The 18,897-nt window shown below is 45.3% G+C and carries 16 protein-coding genes; 1 reads left to right on the top strand and 15 read right to left on the bottom strand.

All coding sequences use genetic code 11. From position 1 onward, the window contains the following. Positions 1-7 precede the first annotated feature (7 nt). From lapB to gyrA, 10 genes are all read right to left on the bottom strand, one after another. Positions 8-1,180 carry a lipopolysaccharide assembly protein LapB gene (gene lapB, locus MY523_RS05300; RefSeq protein WP_250657762.1) on the bottom strand — a complete coding sequence of 391 codons (1,173 nt, stop codon included), beginning with the start codon at positions 1,178-1,180 and terminating at the stop codon, positions 8-10. A gap of 8 nt (positions 1,181-1,188) precedes the next feature. Continuing rightward, positions 1,189-1,482 carry a lipopolysaccharide assembly protein LapA domain-containing protein gene (locus MY523_RS05295; RefSeq protein WP_250657761.1) on the bottom strand — a complete coding sequence of 98 codons (294 nt, stop codon included), beginning with the start codon at positions 1,480-1,482 and terminating at the stop codon, positions 1,189-1,191. A 139-nt stretch (positions 1,483-1,621) separates the two neighbouring features. Next, a complete protein-coding gene (locus MY523_RS05290) occupies positions 1,622-1,918 on the bottom strand; it encodes an integration host factor subunit beta (RefSeq protein ID WP_250657760.1) in 297 nt (98 codons plus the stop codon). Positions 1,919-2,057: 139 nt separating this feature from the next. After that, complete coding sequence (gene rpsA / locus MY523_RS05285; RefSeq protein WP_250657759.1) at positions 2,058-3,737, bottom strand: 30S ribosomal protein S1; 1,680 nt, start codon at positions 3,735-3,737, stop codon at positions 2,058-2,060. A 146-nt stretch (positions 3,738-3,883) separates the two neighbouring features. After that, entirely contained in the window at positions 3,884-4,588 is a 705-nt protein-coding gene (cmk, locus tag MY523_RS05280) for a (d)CMP kinase (protein WP_250657758.1), read from the bottom strand. Between the two features lie 123 nt (positions 4,589-4,711). Further along, positions 4,712-6,982, bottom strand: a complete 2,271-nt coding sequence (locus MY523_RS05275) for a bifunctional prephenate dehydrogenase/3-phosphoshikimate 1-carboxyvinyltransferase (RefSeq protein WP_250657757.1) — start codon at positions 6,980-6,982, stop codon at positions 4,712-4,714. A 1-nt stretch (position 6,983) separates the two neighbouring features. Then, on the bottom strand, positions 6,984-8,099 hold the full coding sequence (gene hisC, locus MY523_RS05270; RefSeq protein WP_250657756.1) for a histidinol-phosphate transaminase: 1,116 nt from the start codon (positions 8,097-8,099) through the stop codon (positions 6,984-6,986). Positions 8,100-8,235: 136 nt separating this feature from the next. Beyond that, positions 8,236-9,333, bottom strand: a complete 1,098-nt coding sequence (pheA, locus tag MY523_RS05265; protein ID WP_250657755.1) for a prephenate dehydratase — start codon at positions 9,331-9,333, stop codon at positions 8,236-8,238. A gap of 2 nt (positions 9,334-9,335) precedes the next feature. Further along, a complete protein-coding gene (gene serC / locus MY523_RS05260) occupies positions 9,336-10,415 on the bottom strand; it encodes a 3-phosphoserine/phosphohydroxythreonine transaminase (protein WP_250657754.1) in 1,080 nt (359 codons plus the stop codon). Between the two features lie 138 nt (positions 10,416-10,553). Further along, on the bottom strand, positions 10,554-13,187 hold the full coding sequence (gyrA, locus tag MY523_RS05255; protein WP_250657753.1) for a DNA gyrase subunit A: 2,634 nt from the start codon (positions 13,185-13,187) through the stop codon (positions 10,554-10,556). Positions 13,188-13,720: 533 nt separating this feature from the next. Here gyrA and MY523_RS05250 point away from each other — a divergent pair. After that, complete coding sequence (locus MY523_RS05250) at positions 13,721-14,971, top strand: diguanylate cyclase (protein WP_250657752.1); 1,251 nt, start codon at positions 13,721-13,723, stop codon at positions 14,969-14,971. A gap of 130 nt (positions 14,972-15,101) precedes the next feature. Here the strand turns inward: MY523_RS05250 and purU are convergent, their stop codons facing one another. The 5 genes from purU to MY523_RS05225 all read right to left on the bottom strand — a co-directional run bounded on the left by purU (position 15,102) and on the right by MY523_RS05225 (position 18,705). Further along, positions 15,102-15,956: a formyltetrahydrofolate deformylase gene (gene purU / locus MY523_RS05245; RefSeq protein ID WP_250657751.1), complete on the bottom strand. Its 855-nt coding sequence runs from the start codon at positions 15,954-15,956 to the stop codon at positions 15,102-15,104. A 202-nt stretch (positions 15,957-16,158) separates the two neighbouring features. Next, entirely contained in the window at positions 16,159-16,509 is a 351-nt protein-coding gene (locus tag MY523_RS05240) for a 4a-hydroxytetrahydrobiopterin dehydratase (protein WP_250657750.1), read from the bottom strand. Between the two features lie 31 nt (positions 16,510-16,540). Beyond that, positions 16,541-16,873, bottom strand: a complete 333-nt coding sequence (locus tag MY523_RS05235) for a type II toxin-antitoxin system PemK/MazF family toxin (protein ID WP_250657749.1) — start codon at positions 16,871-16,873, stop codon at positions 16,541-16,543. After that, on the bottom strand, positions 16,855-17,061 hold the full coding sequence (locus MY523_RS05230; protein ID WP_250657748.1) for a hypothetical protein: 207 nt from the start codon (positions 17,059-17,061) through the stop codon (positions 16,855-16,857). Before MY523_RS05230 ends, MY523_RS05235 begins: the two co-directional genes overlap by 19 nt. A 129-nt stretch (positions 17,062-17,190) precedes the next feature. Next, positions 17,191-18,705 (bottom strand): fumarate hydratase, encoded by a 1,515-nt coding sequence (locus MY523_RS05225; RefSeq protein ID WP_250657747.1) that lies wholly within the window; start codon positions 18,703-18,705, stop codon positions 17,191-17,193. Between the last annotated feature and the right edge of the window lie 192 nt (positions 18,706-18,897).

Raw genomic sequence — 18,897 nt, 5'->3', positions numbered from 1 at the left:
ATCAGCATTATTCACCGTGAACCCCTTCAATCGGCGCAATCAATTCCCACCCCTTACAGCTTGGGCACTGCCAATGAAGCACCTCTCCGGAAAAGCCACACCCTTCACACTGATATACAGGCCTATCGACCAATAGCAGCTGGGTCACCTGCTTAACAATACTCAAGTCCCTTTGCTTTCCTTCAGAATCAACCAGAAGAGACCTGTAATCCATTAGCCGATCCAACCCTTTTAAACTGGGCTTTTTTATGAGGCTTTCTGACAAAAAGCTTTCAGCTTTTGACACCCCCTTCTCTCGCCTATAACTCTCTGCAATCGCTAGAACAATACTGGATAACTCATTTCTATCAGACAACTTTTCCAGGTACTGGCGAAACCTCTCTTCCGTCTTAAGTTGCTGCGAGCACTCAAAAAGGACGGGGACAATCTCAGGAATAAAGCGATAGTTCTGCCCTTCAACCTTTCGAAGCACTGCCACCGCCTCAGCATAATGCCCCTCACTAACATGCATCTCTGCCAACAGCAGTGTCGCCCTAACACAATTTTTGTTTAGCGCTAGAGCCTCTCTTAGCTTATTTCGAGCATCCCAGTAATCATGCTCTTTAATCAACAATTCGGCTAACTCACATAAAAAATGAGAGAGCATTACTGAAATATCCTCCCCCTTACTCGAATGATAAGTTAAACCACAATTTAACGCCTTCCCCCACTCTTTCTCTTGCTGATATATGTCAACCAGACACATTAAGCTTTTTTGACCAAACTCTCTTGAGTCTTTCAGCTGGAGAAATAGAGATTCCGCCCGATCCAGCAAGCCAGCAACCATATAGTCTTTTGCCAGCTCAAAGATAACTTCACTCGAGTAGTGACTGGGCACCTCAGGCCTAGACATCAGATTTTGATGAACAAGTAACGCCTTTTCGACCTCTCCATTCTTGCGGAAGTGTTTTCCGATAGACAAATGCATCCCTATTGTCTCTCCATTAACCTCAAGAGACTGCACAAACGAATCAACAGCCTCATCCGAGTAGGCTTCAAATAGGAGTTTAAGACGATCTTTTAAATTTGAAGAAGGTGGAGAGTCACTGCCTGAGAACAGCTTGCTTCGCGTTGCGTACCCTAAAGCCCAACCAATACCAATTGCAACAACAAGCATTAGCCACTGAAAAACCGTCTCCATCAGAATCCCTAGGCGGCACCACCTTTAATGCGACTTAACTCAACCTCGGTGTTTTTTGCCTTTTTTTCGCTACGTTTTTTCTGAGTCTTTAATTTTAGAATTGCAGAGCTGCTAGCAAAGACCCCAAGAAGCCCACCCAGCACAAAAGAGGAAATTAACCAAAATGCGAGATAGTACTCGTCAGACCTTCCAATAAGGTAATCAATAGATACTAACTGATTATTGCGGGAAGTAAAAAGAACGCCAATCAATAAAACGATAACGGCGAAAATAATGTAAGTAATTCGTCGTATTAACGACATAGCTTTTTCCGATATATCAGTAAGTGGAACTGCCCACCAGCTAAGAACACACTGCAGACGCTAAGCCCCCACATAATAACACATCAAACTTGAAATGCTTTAGCATTAAACGACATGTTTTTAGCCAGCTACAGCCAGACTAATAACCCGCCTTCAAACTGTCATTCACCTGATCCCTAAGCTCTTTCCCAGGCTTGAAATGAGGTACATACTTTGCTGACAACTGAACAGACTCTCCAGTTTTTGGATTTCTTCCCGAACGGGGAGCCCTATAATGCAGTGAAAAGCTTCCAAAACCTCTAATCTCAATACGCTGCCCCTGAGAGAGTGTTTGAGACATAAGGTCAATTATCGTTTTTACGGCTAACTCAACATCTTTGACAGATAACTGTGTTTGCTTTGACGCAATAATTTCGACTAATTCAGACTTGGTCATTGACGATCCCTTTCCTTTTTTATTGTCTTTAGTGTAGCCGAACAAGAAAAAAATACCAAAAAAAACGGGCAATTAGCCCGTTTTTTTTATTTTCTCAGCTTATCACCTCTACCCTCAGAAGTGACAACAATAAAGGAGATTAGTCCTTGTTTTGCATCTGAGCTTTGATCAAATCGCCGATCGTTGTAGGACCCGCTGACTCAACCTGCTTTTCGCGAACTTCTTTCATCGCTACCTTCTCGTCGTCTACATCCTTAGACTTAACAGACAAGTTGATTACGCGATTTTTGCGATCCACATGAATGATCTTAGCTTCGATTTTATCGCCTTCGTTGATGACGTTACGAGCATCCTCAACTTTATCACGACTAATTTCAGACGCCTTAAGAACAGCCTCAACTTCATCAGTTAAAGCAACAGTTGCCGCTTTAGCATCAACAGAAGTTACGGTTCCCGTAAGAACTGTACCCTTGTCATTATCTTGAACAAACTCAGCAAATGGATCGCTGTCCAGCTGCTTGATACCTAGAGAAATACGCTCACGCTCTGGATCTACAGACAAGATAACCGTTTCAATTTCGTCACCTTTCTTGTAGCTGCGAACCGCTTCTTCTCCAGTTTCGTTCCAAGAGATATCAGACAAGTGAACTAGACCATCAATACCGCCATCCAAACCAATGAAGATACCGAAGTCAGTGATAGACTTAATCTTGCCGGAAATCTTGTCACCCTTATTGAAGTTACCCGAGAAATCTTCCCATGGGTTTGAATGACACTGCTTGATACCTAGAGAGATACGACGACGCTCTTCATCAATATCAAGAACCATAACTTCAATTTCATCACCAACATTAACAACCTTGGATGGGTGAATATTCTTGTTAGTCCAATCCATTTCTGAAACGTGAACCAGACCTTCAACGCCTTCTTCAAGCTCTGCGAAGCAACCGTAGTCAGTCAAGTTAGTAACACGTGCAGTTACACGAGTGTTCTCAGGGTAACGTGCTTTGATAGCAACCCATGGATCTTCACCCAACTGCTTAAGACCTAATGATACACGGTTACGCTCACGATCAAACTTAAGTACTTTAACGTCGATTTCATCACCAACGTTTACGATTTCACTTGGGTGCTTAATACGCTTCCAAGCCATATCGGTAATGTGTAGAAGACCGTCAACACCACCAAGATCTACGAATGCACCGTAGTCAGTAAGGTTCTTAACGATACCCTTAATAGCCATACCTTCTGCAAGGTTTTCCAGCAACTGATCACGCTCAGCACTGTTTTCAGCTTCAAGAACAGAACGACGAGAAACAACCACGTTGTTACGCTTCTGATCAAGCTTGATAACTTTAAATTCCAGTTCTTTACCTTCCAAGTGCAGAGTGTCACGCACTGGACGAACATCAACCAAAGAACCAGGCAGGAACGCACGAATGCTCTTAACGTCGACAGTGAAACCGCCTTTAACCTTACCGTTAATAACACCAGTAACCACTTCTTCTGCTTCAAACGCTTTCTCAAGCTCAGTCCAGGCTTCAGCACGTTTAGCTTTTTCACGAGAAAGTTTAGTTTCACCGAAACCGTCTTCGACTGCATCCAAGGCTACATCAACTTCGTCCCCAATGCTTAACTCTAGCTCACCAGCATCGTTATAAAATTGAGAAACAGGTATAACGCCTTCAGATTTCAGCCCCGCAAAGACTGTTACCCAGTCGCTATCAATATCTACTACCGTGCCCTTAATAATAGAGCCGGGTTTCATATCGATTTCTTTTAAACTTTCTTCAAATAGATCCGCAAAGCTTTCGCTCATTATGAGTCCTATGCGATTTAACGCTTAATTCCGTATTACCAGCCAATACGGTCAGTTTTAAGTTACTCAAAGCATCAATTGCTGGCGATTACAGCTTTGAGTGGTTATAAATTCTTTCTATCTAATTTTGCTTCTTTTATAGCGGGTTAACCCTGTGCAGAGTTGATTACTCTTTCGTCAACTAACTTGAGCACCTGACTAAGCACTTGCTCTATCCCCAAGCCTGTTGTATCGATGATTACAGCGTCTTCAGCAGGCTTAAGTGGAGCTGTTTCACGCCCACTATCTCGGGCATCACGCTCTTGTATCTCGCTTAAAAGGGTCGCGATTTTAACACCTTCCACCTTGTCTTTCAACTGTCGATATCTCCGCTCGGCTCTTTCCTGGGCGCTTGCGGTCATATAGATTTTTACAGGTGCCTGAGGGAAAACAACCGTTCCCATATCTCGCCCATCAGCTACAAGGCCAGGCGGCTGCTGAAAGTCCCTTTGGCGTTGCAGAAGCGCAGCCCTAACACCAGAAAGAGGAGCCACTTTTGACGCGTTATTACCGCAGGTTTCAGTGCGAATATCGAGCGTGACATCCTTGCCGTTTAACAGTACGTCGACAGGCTCCCCATCAGCCCCAGGCACAAACTCCACATCCAGCGAGCACGCCACTTCACTCAACTTACCCTCATTATCCAAAGCCACACCTGCCGTTTCTGCTGCCAGTGCGGTCAAGCGATACAGTGCCCCACTATCCAGCAGGCTCCAGCCAAGCTTCTTGGCGACCAACTGAGCAATAGTTCCTTTCCCTGCACCGCTCGGGCCGTCTATTGCAATGACCGGGGCCGATAAATTTTGTTTCATTCTTTCACCTTGATACAAATCGGTGCGCAAGCGCACCCTATAGGTTCTGCTTCATGCTTCTACTGCCGCACAACAAACAACCATATGATAGGGCGCGCTCGCGCACCATGAGGTATATAACGGTTATTCGTGCTCCACTGATATCTGCATACCCACTTGCTTAGCCAGCGCTTCGAAATTTGGAAATGAAGTCGCTACATTAGCACAGTCATTAATGGTTATTTCGCCTTTCGACCGAAGAGACGCCACAGCAAACGCCATTGCAATTCGATGGTCACCATGACTATCAACAACACCACCGGCTATTTCCGAACCGTTGATTTCAATTCCGTCTGGCGTCACCTGCGTGTCTACTCCAACCGCTTTAAGCCCATCAGCCATGACCTGAATACGATCGCTCTCTTTAACACGAAGCTCTTCTGCCCCCGTTAAAACAGTTTTACCCTCTGCACAGACAGCTGCAATAAACAGAACAGGAAATTCATCAATGGCTAAGGGAACCTGATCTTCTGGAATATTTATGCCTTTAAGTTGACTATACCGCACTGTTAGGTCTGCTACCGGTTCTCCACCCACTACAGACTCATTCGAGACTTCAATATCCCCTCCCATTGCGCGCAGAATATTTATAACCCCAACCCTTGTTGGATTCATCCCGACATGTTTCAGCGTAAGATTTGCACCCGGCGTAATTGACGCGGCAACCAAGAAAAATGCAGCTGACGAAATATCCGCAGGCACATCGATTTTAGTGGCCGTCAACGACCCTCCACCGATTAACGATGCAGTATCCCCAGCCCTATTCACCGGATACCCGAAGCCATTGAGCATTCTCTCGGTATGATCCCGTGTTGGCGCAGGCTCTGTAACGGACGTTTCGCCATCAGCGTATAGCCCAGCCAACAAAAGACACGACTTAACCTGAGCGCTTGCCATAGGCATATCGTAATGCATACCTTTTAACCGGCAGTTACCTTTTATTTTCATTGGCGGACGACCATGCTCCGCTGTTTCGATAACCGCCCCCATTTCCCTGAGAGGCGCAGCCACTCTCTCCATAGGGCGTTTTGATAAAGACTCATCTCCTGTTAGCTCTGTATCAAATGCCTGCCCGGCTAACAAGCCAGCAAACAATCTCATCGCTGTACCGGAGTTCCCTAGGTACAACGGTCCAGGCGGCTGCTTTAAGCCATTAACCCCAACACCATATATCTTGACTCGTCCTTCGTCCGGGCCTTCGATAACAACACCCATATCCCTAAAGGCCTGAAGCGTCGCTAAACTATCCTCCCCTTCAAGAAAGCCTTCCACCTCAGTCACCCCATCAGCCAAAGAACCCAGCATAATTGAGCGATGGGACATGGATTTATCACCCGCAACTCTAATAACACCGTTTACATCGCCGCCAGGCTTTAATTTAAAAATTACATTCTTGCTATTCATAATGGTCGTGTATGCCTGCCCTGATAATATCTTGCTAAAATGATCTCGCGCTGCTTTTGCTCGAGTAAAAACTCCAAGCAGCGTTTTACTATCCTGAGTTGCTATTGCTTCTCTTAATATTGCCAAATCGTCAGCAAAGTGATCTAACACCTTTAAGGTTGACGCACTATTTGAAAGAAAAATATCACTCCACATAACAGGGTCACTTGAAGCAATTCGCGTGAAATCCCTAAAACCACCTGCTGCATATTTGAAAATCTCTTTACTGTCACCTTCTCCTGCCAGCGTATCAACCAACGAAAAAGCGATTAGGTGGGGTAAATGGCTCGTTGCGGCAAGAACATCATCATGATGGTCGACCCCCATTTCCAAAACAGTAGCACCACATCTCACCCACAATGCACTCACTAGTTTTAGTGCTTCACATCCCATCTGAGGCAATGGCGTCAGAATTACTTTATGGTTCACAAACAAAGAAGAGTTCGCAGCCGACACACCGCTCTTTTCAGAGCCCGCAATAGGGTGACCAGGTATTACTGCAGGCCTGGCGCTTAACTCGACATCGGAAAAAACTCGCTCAACAGCTTTAACAAAACTACCTTTAACACTGCCAACGTCAGTTAACACAGCCCCCGGCTTGAATTCTGTTTTTATCTCATCAAGAACCGCCTCAACAGCCCTTACCGGCACCGCCAGTACAACCACATCAGCATTTTTTACAGCGCTTACCAAAGAGTCCGCAGCTTCATCTATAACACCAAGCGATAGCCCTGCTTGCAGCTCATTCGGGTTTCTATCAAAACCTACAATACGCCTGGCACCGTCATTTTCCTTCAAGGCCTTGGCAAATGAACCACCAATTAAACCAAGACCAATGACCGCGACCGTATCAGTAATAGAATTTTCACTACCGACACCTTTCTTACCAACAAACAAACTAGAATCAGACACGTTAATGACCCAAAATCTTTTCTAGTGCATTCAAAAAACGCTCGTTTTCTTCCTGCAAGCCAATAGAGACCCTTAAGTGCCTGGGCATACCATAGTTCGCAACGGGCCGGACAATGACGCCTTCCTGCAGTAATGATTGATATACAGGCATAGCGTTCTGACCGGTATCAAACGTAACAAAATTTCCAACAGAAGGGATGTAACTCAACGATAGTCGATCAAACCCAGCTGTGAGTTGAGTCATGCCCTCTTTATTAACCTTGCGCGATTCGTTCAAGTAATCTTCGTCACTCAACACCGCAACAGCCGCTTCCAATGCGAAGGTATCAACATTAAATGGCTGTCTGACTCTATTTAACAAGTTTGCTACATCTGGGTGCGACATGGCATAACCTACTCTTAATGATGCCAGCCCCCAAGCTTTTGAAAATGTTCTAGTCACAATCAGGTTAGGGTATTTAGTCAGCAACTCAACACCATCCGGAAAATCTACCCCCCCATTCCTGCTATCAATATATTCGCAGTAGGCTTCATCCAATACTACAATGACGCTTTCAGGCACATCATCCAAAAACTGAATGAGCTGGTGTTGGTTAACATAAGTTCCGGTAGGGTTATTTGGATTAGCAATAAACACCAGCTTGGTTTTATCATTAATCGCCTTTGCCATCTCAACCAAATCGTGCCCCCAGTCAACAGCAGGCACCTCAACAGCTTTTGCCCCGATTGCTTGGGTTACAAGGGGGTAAACAGCAAATGCATATTGAGAATAGACAATCTCTGACGATGAATCAGCAAAAGTGCGGGCGATTATTTCAAGTAGGTCGTTAGAGCCATTTCCCAGAGTAATCTGATCGACTGACACCCCATAGCGTTCTGCCAATACGTCTTTAAGTTTAAAACCACTTCCATCGGGGTATCGGCATAGCTCCTGAAATGAAGATTCGATAGCTTTTAACGCCTTATTACTTGGCCCTAAAGGGTTTTCATTGCTCGCAAGCTTTATAATATTCTTGATACCCAGCTCACGTTCAAGCTCATCAACGGGCTTACCGGGCTGATATGGATGCAGCCCTTGTACTCCTTTTGTAGCCAACGAGATTAAGTCACACCCCATTACAATCCCTCATTCAAGACTCTATGTTATTTCAAAGTAGCGTTATTTCAAGGTAGCGTTATTTCAACGTACTGTTATTTCAAGACGCTTAACTATTAACAGTTAAGCGAACTCGCTTTTAAGCAGCCTATACACTCTACAGAACACCGACTGGATAAGAACCTAAATGCTTGATTTCAACAGCTTCCTTAGAGATTTCATCAATTACTTTTTGCACATTCTCATCAGTATAGTGGCCTTCAAAATCGATATAAAATACATAAGCCCAGGTTCCAGATGTCGATGGCCGGGTCTCAATTCGGGTTAAGCTAATACCATGCTTATGAAATGGTTCAAGAAGGTGATACAACGCACCAGGGCAGTTTTTCATTGAAACCAGTATCGACGTTTTGTCATCTCCGCTAGGAGGCACATCTTCCATCCCAACAATAAGGAAGCGGGTTGTATTATCTGGCTGATCTTCTATATTTTTTGCGATATTTACCAGACCATAAAGCTCTGCCGCCATATCACCTGCGATCGCCGCTGAGTTAGGCTCTGCTTTGACTCTACGAGCCGCCTCTGCATTACTACTTACAGCCACACGCTCAACTTTTCGCCAATTCGAATCCAGCCAGCGCCTACATTGGGCTAATGATTGCTGATGAGAGTAGATTTTTTCGACTTTAGACAGGTCTGTTTCACTACCGGCCAATAAATGATGGTGAATACGTAGCTTAACTTCACCGCAAATTCTGAGTGGTGAAGAGACAAACATATCTAATGTGTGATTAATCATCCCTTCTGTCGAGTTTTCAACCGGAACCACCCCATAATGAGCTTCTCCAGCCTCTACCTCCCGGAACACTTCATCAATCGCCATCTGGGGCACACTAATAACAGAGTGGCCAAAGTGCTTTAGCGCTGCCGCCTGAGTAAATGTACCCTGAGGCCCCAGATACGCGATGTGCATAGGTTTTTCAAGCGCTAAGCAGGAAGACATAATCTCCCTGAACAAACGAGCCATCTCTTCATTATCAAGCGGCCCCTGATTTCGCTCCATCACTTTACGAAGCACTTGCGCTTCGCGCTCCGGCCTGTAGAAAATAGCATCATCACTCTTTTTGGCTTTCAGCTTTACATCCGCCACTTTTTGGGCGCACTTTGCTCGCTGATTAATCAGGGTCTGAATTTGCTGATCGATGCTGTCAATTTCATCCCTTATCTCACCAAGCGCTTTACTTTCATCACTCATGACTAACCATTATCTCTTTCAAATTCACCCATGAAATCTACCAGAGCATCAACTGCCGCTTCCGGTACCGCATTATAAATACTCGCGCGCATCCCCCCTACAGAACGATGCCCTGCCAGGTTCAGCAGACCACGCTGCTCCGCTTGCGATAAAAACAATGAATTTAGCTTATCATCCGCCAATGTGAACGGTATATTCATCAAAGAGCGGCTGTTAGCTGCAATAGGGTTGTTATAAAAGCCACTACCATCTATTGCGCTGTATAACTTCTGCGCTTTGCGACGATTTATTTCTTCCATCGCCGACAATCCACCTTGAGCCTTTATCCACTTAAATACCAGACCGGATAGATACCAAGCCAACGTAGGAGGCGTGTTATACATAGAGTTATTCTCTGCCGCCACACTGTAATTCATGCAGGTTGGAATATCTTCTCGTGCTCGCCCTAACAATTCATTTTTAACAACAACAATAACCAAGCCCGCCGGCCCAATATTCTTCTGAGCGCCTGCATATATGGCCCCAAATTTGTTTACATCTAGTGGCCTCGAAAGAATCGTGGACGACATGTCGGCAACTAATGGGGCTGCCGTATCCGGTATCCAGTCAAACTCCAAGCCACCAATTGTTTCATTTGGCGTATAGTGCAGGTAAGCGGCGTCATTGGATTGAGCCCATAAAGCTTGATCCGGAATGAACGTAAACTGATTATCTTGTGCAGTAGCTACAACATTAACCTCACAATACCGCTTTGCCTCTGCAATGGCTTTTTTTGACCAAATACCTGTATTTACATAATCCACCCGGTCACCCGGCGAAGATAAGTTGAGCGGAACGGAGGCAAACTGAGCTGTAGCTCCTCCCTGGAGAAATAAAACGGAGTAATCATCCCCAATCGAAAGTAACTCTTTAAAGTCACTTTGAGCCTCATTGGCAATAGACACAAACTCAGGGCTTCTATGGCTCATTTCCATCACAGACAGGCCACGCCCATTCCAATCTAACAGCTGCGCCTGAGCTTCAGCCAATACTTCGGTCGGCAGTGACGCAGGCCCTGCACAGAAGTTAAACGCTCTAGACATTAACTCGACACCTTTAACCATGCTTTTAAATTCAGAAACGGAAAAAACAAAGCCTCAGAGCTGCAACTCTCAGTGAGTTACAACATCTAAGGCCGTTAACCAAACAACAATAAACAATTTATCTAGCGACCTTAGTCACTACTCTTCTGCCGCTCCTTCGGCCCCTGCGCCCTCATCTCCACTATGTGGTGCCTCACCGGTATCTGCCTCAGAAGAACCTTCAAGAAGCTCATCTTCAGCGTCTGGTTCATCAATTCGCTCAACACCTACCAGCAACTCGTTTTCTTGAGATAACTTAATCAGCCTGACACCTTGGGTATTTCGGCTAACGATAGAGACCTCTTCCGTTCTGCTCCGAACCAGCGTACCTTTGTCGCTGATCAACATCATCTCATCGCCGTCAAACACTTGAACCGCTGAAACAAGCTTGCCGTTCCTTTCAGAGCACTGCATGGCAATAACACCTTGTCCACCACGTCCGTATACAGGAAACTCCTCAATACGCGTGCGCTTGCCGTAGCCATACTCACTTGCCAACAGCATCATGCTATCCTGCTGAGGTATAATTAACGATACGACACTATGCCCTTCAGGAACTTTGATACCCCGTACACCGCGAGCGGTACGCCCCATAGCACGAACATCACTTTCGTTAAAACGAATAGCCTTACCCGCACTACTCATGAGCATGACATCTTTAGTCCCATCCGTTAGCTCAGCACCAATCAGCGTGTCTCCTTCATCCAGACCCAGCGCAATCAAGCCGCTTGTTCGTGGGCGAGAAAAGTTTTCCAGAGGTGTTTTCTTAACGGTTCCACCCGCAGTTGCCATGAATATAAAGTGGTCTTCTTTATACTCCTGTATTGGCAGGAAGGTTGTGACCCTCTCCCCCTCGTCCAACGGCAAAATATTCACCATCGGGCGTCCGCGAGCTGTTCTGCTTGCCTGAGGAATCTCAAATACTCTCAACCAGTAGACTTTGCCCTTGTTGGTGAAGCACAAAATGGTGTCATGGGAGTTAGCAACCAGTAATTTTTCTATGAAGTCTTCATCTTTCATCGATGTCGAAGACTTTCCTCTCCCCCCTCTGCGCTGAGCTTGATATGCTTCAACGGGTTGAGTTTTGGCATAGCCGCCATGAGAAATGGTAACCACAAGGTCTTCTTCATTTATGAGGTCTGCAACTGTCAGGTCACGCTTAGACATCGTAATTTCTGTGCGACGCTCATCACCAAACTCTTCTTTTACCGCTGCAAGCTCTTCACGAATGACGTTCAACAGTTTTTCAGGATTACTCAATATAGCCAAAAACTCTGCTATCTTTTCGAGAATTTCACGATACTCTTCCAACAGCTTTTCTGTCTCAAGCCCTGTAAGACGGTGTAAACGCATATTCAAGATTTCTTGCGCCTGAACGGGCGACAAGTAATATTTCTGGTCACGTAAACCGTACTGGGGCTCTAAGTCATCCGGCCTGCACGCATCTTCTCCTGCCCGCTCCAGCATTGCAACAACATTGCCTGGCTCCCAGGCAGTTTCTAGCAAACGTTCTTTTGCAATGGCTGCGCTTGGTGATGCCTTAATCATCTCGATGACAGGGTCAATATTAGATAACGCAACCACTAACCCTTCAAGGATATGACCCCGCTCTCGGGCTTTGCGTAACTCAAAAACAGTCCTTCTGGTTACCACTTCCCTGCGATGCTTAATAAAGGCAGCCAGTACCTGCTTAAGATTAAGGGTCTTTGGTTCACCGTCAATCAGGGCAACCATATTAATGCCGAACACATTTTCCAGCTGAGTCTGAGCATACAGGTTATTCATAATCACATCGGGCATTTCACCTCGACGCAGCTCAATAACGATGCGCATCCCTTCTTTGTTAGACTCATCGCGCAGCTCTGTAATCCCTTCGATTTTCTTATCTTTCACCAGCTCAGCTATTTTTTCGATCAGTCGAGCTTTATTCACCTGATAAGGAATTTCGGTTATAACAAGCGTCTGCTTGCCATTTTTAGCGTCTGTTTCAACTTCGTGTCGGCCACGAAGGTAGATGCGTCCACGCCCCGTTCGATATGCCTCAATGATCCCCGCTCGGCCGTTAATAATTGCAGCAGTAGGAAAGTCAGGCCCAGGAATAAACTCCATTAGGTCATCGACGCTCAAGTCTGGGTTATCGAGCAGCGCTAAACAACCATCGGTAATTTCATGAAGGTTATGAGGGGGGATATTAGTCGCCATACCAACGGCGATACCGGACGAGCCATTTACTAATAAGTTGGGAACTCGAGTCGGCAGGACTTCAGGAATTTGCTCTGTTCCGTCATAGTTGGGAACAAAGTCTACCGTCTCCTTTTCAAGGTCAGCTAGCAATGAGTGTGAAAGCTTCTCCATGCGAATTTCGGTATATCGCATTGCAGCGGCGCTATCACCATCAACAGAACCAAAATTACCCTGGCCATCAACCAGTGTGTAACGAAGCGAAAACGGCTGAGCCATTCGTACAATCGTGTCGTATACCGCAGAATCACCGTGAGGGTGATATTTACCAATAACATCACCAACGATACGGGCTGATTTTTTATAGGGTTTATTCCAATCGTTGCTCAGTTCGCTCATCGCAAACAAAACACGACGGTGGACAGGCTTTAGCCCATCTCGAACATCCGGTAAGGCTCGCCCGATAATAACGCTCATCGCGTAGTCGAGATAAGACTGCTTTAATTCGTCTTCGATATTAACGGGTAAAATTTCTTTGGCCAGCTCACCCATATAGCTATAGTTCCTATTGTTCAGAAGTCTTTGGGCGGTTTATGCCGAGATCAAAACCTAATACGGCACTAAACCCCTTTTTAGTTGTTATATGGCAACTCATGACATGCCTGCATAATACTGGCATGTCATAAATCTATCTTTCATACCACTCTATGTCATATGACGTTCTTCCAGCATCTGGCTATTCAACCGAGTACCTAGCTATCACGTGGTTAATATAACCACTGCGTTACAATACGGTCACAATTACGTGGCACTGTAAAATCAGACAGTACAGCAGGTCTAGCCGACCTGAAGCACCGTAACCCCGCCTTAATTTAACAAAAGGCAATCACTTAAACTAGCCGCGTATCGAGTCGGGCAAGCCCATTCCCTAGCAAAAATAGTATCAGCGATTTAAAAACCCTAAATCATAACACACTTCATGGCCATTGCGCGTTACAAAACACGTGTTTTTCCTTGCTCATCAACTATCTCCATCTAAGCTTAGGGATAACTCTATTGCATATACAACCCCCCAGATATTACTTATGAAAAAATTTATAGTTGTAGAAGACAGCCCTATAGTCATTAAGATCATCAAACACATCGCAAAGCTTGACTCCTCGCTCAGGTTTGACACCGCAACATCATTCAAAGAAGCAAAAACACTGCTGGAAAATGAAGGTGGCAAGCAGTACTTGGCCGCTGTCGTTGATCTAAATCTGCCTGATGCACCTAACGGCGAAGTTGTTGATTACACGCTTGATTTAAAGATACCTACAATCGTACTAACTGGCAGCTACGACGAGCATAAACGAGATCAAATGCTTGAAAAACCAATAGTTGACTACGTTGTGAAAGAGAGCCGTTTCTCATACGAATATGTATTAAAGCTTATTCATCGCCTGCATAAAAACCAGCATATAAAGGTACTCGTCGCTGACGACTCAGCAACTTCAAGAAAATTCATTACCACAATGCTGCAACCTCACTTATATCAAGTCATTGAAGCAGAAGACGGGAAGCAGGCATTAAACATTATAGAGAAAGACCCCAACATTAAACTTCTAATAACAGACTACAACATGCCCGTTATGAACGGGTTTGATCTAGTGAAAAACATTCGTAGAGAGGTTGATAAGAATTCACTGGTTATCATCGGCCTTTCAACGCAAGGCAGCGGAGGACTGTCAGCAAAGTTCATCAAGAATGGTGCCAACGACTTTTTATCAAAGCCCTTTAGCCACGAAGAGTTCCACTGCCGGATTATTCACAATATCGAAACCATGGAACATGTAGAAACCATTCAGCACGCAGCCTACCATGACTACCTTACAGGCTTGTTTAATCGGCGACATTTTTACGAAAAAGGTGAAGAAGCGTTAGCCGTCGCACAGAAAAAGAGCATCCCCACTTGCCTTGCACTGATAGATATTGATCACTTTAAGAAAATAAACGATGTCTACGGCCATGATGCAGGCGACCTCGCACTCAAAGAAATAGCAGCACTTATCAATCAGGCCTTTGGACGTTTTGTTTTCGCCCGAATGGGCGGAGAAGAGTTCTGCGTATTACTGCCCGGACTCGACATAAAAAAGGCAGCAACACTGCTGGAGAATTTTCGGGAACTAGTAGAGGACCATATAATTATGCTGGATAATAGCAGCGTTACTATTACCATATCGGCAGGCATCGCCGCCGATCAGAACAACACACTGGACGGACTAATGAGCGAGTCGGATCGACAGCTTTATAACGCCAAACAAGCTGGCAGAAACCAAATATGCGTAGCGGAATAAACTTATTGAGGTGATGGAGTTTTCAAAACACCCCTCTCCTCGAAGGGTATAGCCGTCAGTAAATAGAGTGCGCAAGCGCCCTATTTATTGACGGGCGCAAATGACACTAACTTACGTAAGCGCCATCACATTAATTAAACACGACTGTTTTGTTCTCGTAGATAATAACCCTATCTTCCAAATGGCACCGTAGGCCACGAGAAAGAACCATTCTTTCAACATCCCGCCCCAATCGAACCATATCTTCCGTAGAGTCACGATGGCTTACTCGAATGACATCCTGGTCAATAATAGGTCCTTCATCGAGATCCTGCGTTACATAGTGGCACGTTGCGCCAATTAACTTAACCCCGCGATCATACGCTTTGTGATACGGCTTGGCTCCAGCAAATGAAGGCAAAAAACTATGATGAATATTAATCACCCTACCCGCGTACAACTCGCATAGGTCGGGGGGCAAAATCTGCATATAACGAGCTAAAACAATGACATCCGTTTGATACTCTTCAACCAGCTTAGTGACTTGTTCAAATGCTTCAGGCTTATTATTCTTATCAACAGGTACATGATGGTAAGGAATATCATGCCACTCAACCATGCGACGAAGGTCATTATGATTTGAAATCACAGCTACTATTTCTGCATCCAACTCATTACTGTGCCAGCGATGTAAAATATCCGCCAAACAGTGTGACTCTTTTGAGGCCATCAACACTACGCGCTTTTTAACATCCGAATCAGAGACACTCCAGCACATGGAGTACTCTTTCGCAATAGGCTCAAAAGCGATACGGAATGACTCAAGGTCAAACGATATCGAACTGGCCTTTATTTCATTCCGCATAAAAAACCAACCTGTTTTCTGGTCGGCGTGATGACTGGCTTCGGTAATCCAGCCATTGTACGTTGCCAAAAAGTTACTGACCTTTGCAACAATGCCCGTGCGATCCGGGCATGAAATGATAAGACGGTAGGTTCTTTCCATTAGAATTACTTAAGAATCAATGGGGTCAGAGTCGAATGGCACTTACTTAAGACATAATGACTCTGTACTGTCATTCCCGCGCAGGCGGGAACCCATTTGGAACGGAGTCTATAAGCCTTATGGATCCCCGCGTTCGCGAGAATGACAAGCTTAAGTCAGTGCCATTCGAGTCAGAGTCTCCGACTCTGACTCCATTGATTCACTATTCCTCTTCCAATAAATCTGTTTTAGCTGCCATAATGAAATCGTTTCGATGCAGCCCATTAATTTTGTGCGTCCACCAAGTGACCGTCACCTTACCCCACTCAGTTAATAACGCAGGGTGATGCCCCATACTTTCAGCCAGACCTCCAACGCGGTGCGTAAATGCCAATGCGTGCAGAAAGTCTTTAAAGTTAAACACTTTCTCCAGTTGCATCACACCATCTCGAACCTCAACATTCCAGTCTGGTATCTGCTTAATTAGAGCCTTTAACTCTTCATCTGTAACTTTTGGCGCATCAGCCTTACAGGCTTCACAGCGCTGCTCTATTAGTTTAGCTTCATTACTCATTTAAATACCTATTAACAGGTTATTTAACCATCTAAATTTTTATCATGTCTATAATCTTATCTATCAGCTTTTTATGCGTATCTAGAGATAAGGCTGCTGCCCGCTTAACAATAATTGATTCATGTGCCGTGAATATTTTACTCGGCCTGATATAGCTTGTAAGCTTTAACGTACCCTCATCAAGGTCAGCATCGCTTATTTCTAAGCTCATCGGATCAGCATAAGGTTTGCTAGTTATTTGGCACAATATCCAATCTTCATGTAGGGCATTAGATATAATCACTGCCGGGCGTAATTTTGAGTTACGCAAATCAGAGAAAGGAAAACGAACAAAAACAATATCCCTTACTGAAAACTGCTCCATGCTTCATCTTCCTCCTCATTCGCCCAGTCAGACATTGCCTGCTCACTAAGCATAGAAACTTCTATTTTTTCTTTTTGTGCCTTTGCTAATGTTCTTTCTTTTAGTTTTATAAAATCCAACACCTCTTGCTGAATTTCATCAGGTAGTTTACGACTATGTAACTCTATTTCTTTAAGTAATCGCTGCATAACCTCACCCTCTAAAAACCAAACCCGTAGCCGTGATGCAGCGAAGCGGAATCAAGGAACACCTTAACAACACCAAAACCCTGATTCCAGTCGTTCCGACCTTCATCAAGGCTACGATTTTACATTAAACTAACTAACCGACTTAGCCGCTATAATTTTGTCATGCCATATCTGTGGCGCAGTCTGGTGCACAGAGCTTCCTTTGGTATCAACCGCAACAGAAACCGGCATATTCTCTACATCGAACTCGTAGATCGCTTCCATTCCCAGCTCAGGGAACGCAACCACTTCTGCTGACTTAATCGCCTTAGACACCAAGTATGCAGCACCACCGACGGCCATCAAGTAAACCGCGCCAAACTCCTTAATCGCATCAATCGCAACCTGGCCTCGCTCTGCCTTACCGATCATCCCCATCAAACCGGTCTGTTCAAGCATTGTATGAGTAAACTTATCCATACGGGTTGCCGTTGTCGGCCCTGCAGGACCTACCGCCTCACCCTTAATCGGGTCAACCGGTCCGACGTAATAGATAAAACGATCTTTTAAGTCGACTGGCAGCTGCTCACCATTCGCCAGCATCTCTACCATCTTCTTATGCGCCGCATCGCGCCCTGTCAACATTTTACCAGACAGTAGGAGCGTATCACCGGGCTGCCATTCTGCAATTTCTTCACGGGTCACAGTATTGAGATTAACACGGCGAGTGTTTGCGCCCTCGGTCATGGTAATCTCTGGCCAGTCTTCCAAACTAGGCGCTTTCTGCAACGATGGGCCACTGCCATCCAGCACAAAATGAGCATGACGGGTTGCAGCGCAGTTAGGAATCATAGCCACAGGCAATGAAGCTGCGTGAGTTGGGTAATCCTTGATTTTAATATCAAGCACGGTCGTCAAACCACCCAAGCCCTGAGCACCAATACCCAACTCGTTGACCTTATCCATAATTTCAAGTCGAAGTTCTTCGACTCTGTTTTTAGGGCCGCGCTCGCGCAATTCATGGATATCAATGGGATCCATTAATGATTCTTTAGCCATTACCGCCGCTTTTTCTGCAGTACCACCAATACCTATACCCAACATACCCGGCGGGCACCAACCAGCCCCCATGGTAGGTACCGTTTTAACGACCCAGTCAACAATGCTGTCACTTGGGTTCAACATCACCATTTTTGATTTGTTCTCAGAACCGCCACCTTTCGCCGCTACCTGAACATCAACCGTATCACCGGGAACAATCTCGTAATGAATGACAGCTGGCGTATTATCTTTAGTGTTTTTTCGGGCACCTGCCGGGTCATCAAGAATAGATGCCCTCAGCACGTTATCTGGATGAGTATACGCTCTGCGCACACCTTCGTTGATCATATCATCAACGCTCATATCAGCGTCCCACTGGACGTTCATTCCGACTTTAACAAAGACGGTCACGATACCAGTATCCTGACAGATTGGGCGATGCCCTTCTGCTGACATTCGAGAGTTAATCAGGATCTGAGCCATCGCGTCTTTAGCCGCCGGAGACTCTTCCTTTAAATAGGCCTCATGCACCCCTTTAACAAAATCAACCGGGTGGTAATATGAAATAAACTGAAGCGCATCAGCTACGCTCTCTATAAGGTCATTTTGGCGAATAATTGTCATCTGTAATCTCTCTATTGGTAATCCCGTCAGGCGCGATCTAATATACGGCACGCACCGTTTAACCCTAGCCAGCCACAAAGGCACCCGTGCAGGCCAAACAGTGCACGCCTTAATATTATCACTTTTTGTTATACGGAGCGCGATTGTACAGGATTTTATATACGGTTACAGGTAGATCAATCGCTAGCCTGC

The sequence above is a fragment of the Alkalimarinus coralli genome, assembly GCF_023650515.1.
Taxonomy (GTDB): Bacteria; Pseudomonadota; Gammaproteobacteria; order Pseudomonadales; family Oleiphilaceae; genus Alkalimarinus; species Alkalimarinus coralli.
Note: the sequence above shows the minus strand (reverse complement) of the source record. Positions and strands in the feature narration are given on the sequence as shown.

Coding starts and splice junctions, on each gene's coding strand:
- lapB (WP_250657762.1), bottom strand. CDS start 1,180: ATGGAGACGGTTTTTCAGTGGCTAATGCTTGTTGTTGCAATTGGTATT.
- MY523_RS05295 (WP_250657761.1), bottom strand. CDS start 1,482: ATGTCGTTAATACGACGAATTACTTACATTATTTTCGCCGTTATCGTT.
- MY523_RS05290 (WP_250657760.1), bottom strand. CDS start 1,918: ATGACCAAGTCTGAATTAGTCGAAATTATTGCGTCAAAGCAAACACAG.
- rpsA (WP_250657759.1), bottom strand. CDS start 3,737: ATGAGCGAAAGCTTTGCGGATCTATTTGAAGAAAGTTTAAAAGAAATC.
- cmk (WP_250657758.1), bottom strand. CDS start 4,588: ATGAAACAAAATTTATCGGCCCCGGTCATTGCAATAGACGGCCCGAGC.
- hisC (WP_250657756.1), bottom strand. CDS start 8,099: ATGGGGTGTGACTTAATCTCGTTGGCTACAAAAGGAGTACAAGGGCTG.
- pheA (WP_250657755.1), bottom strand. CDS start 9,333: ATGAGTGATGAAAGTAAAGCGCTTGGTGAGATAAGGGATGAAATTGAC.
- serC (WP_250657754.1), bottom strand. CDS start 10,415: ATGTCTAGAGCGTTTAACTTCTGTGCAGGGCCTGCGTCACTGCCGACC.
- gyrA (WP_250657753.1), bottom strand. CDS start 13,187: ATGGGTGAGCTGGCCAAAGAAATTTTACCCGTTAATATCGAAGACGAA.
- MY523_RS05250 (WP_250657752.1), top strand. CDS start 13,721: ATGAAAAAATTTATAGTTGTAGAAGACAGCCCTATAGTCATTAAGATC.
- purU (WP_250657751.1), bottom strand. CDS start 15,956: ATGGAAAGAACCTACCGTCTTATCATTTCATGCCCGGATCGCACGGGC.
- MY523_RS05240 (WP_250657750.1), bottom strand. CDS start 16,509: ATGAGTAATGAAGCTAAACTAATAGAGCAGCGCTGTGAAGCCTGTAAG.
- MY523_RS05235 (WP_250657749.1), bottom strand. CDS start 16,873: ATGGAGCAGTTTTCAGTAAGGGATATTGTTTTTGTTCGTTTTCCTTTC.
- MY523_RS05230 (WP_250657748.1), bottom strand. CDS start 17,061: ATGCAGCGATTACTTAAAGAAATAGAGTTACATAGTCGTAAACTACCT.
- MY523_RS05225 (WP_250657747.1), bottom strand. CDS start 18,705: ATGACAATTATTCGCCAAAATGACCTTATAGAGAGCGTAGCTGATGCG.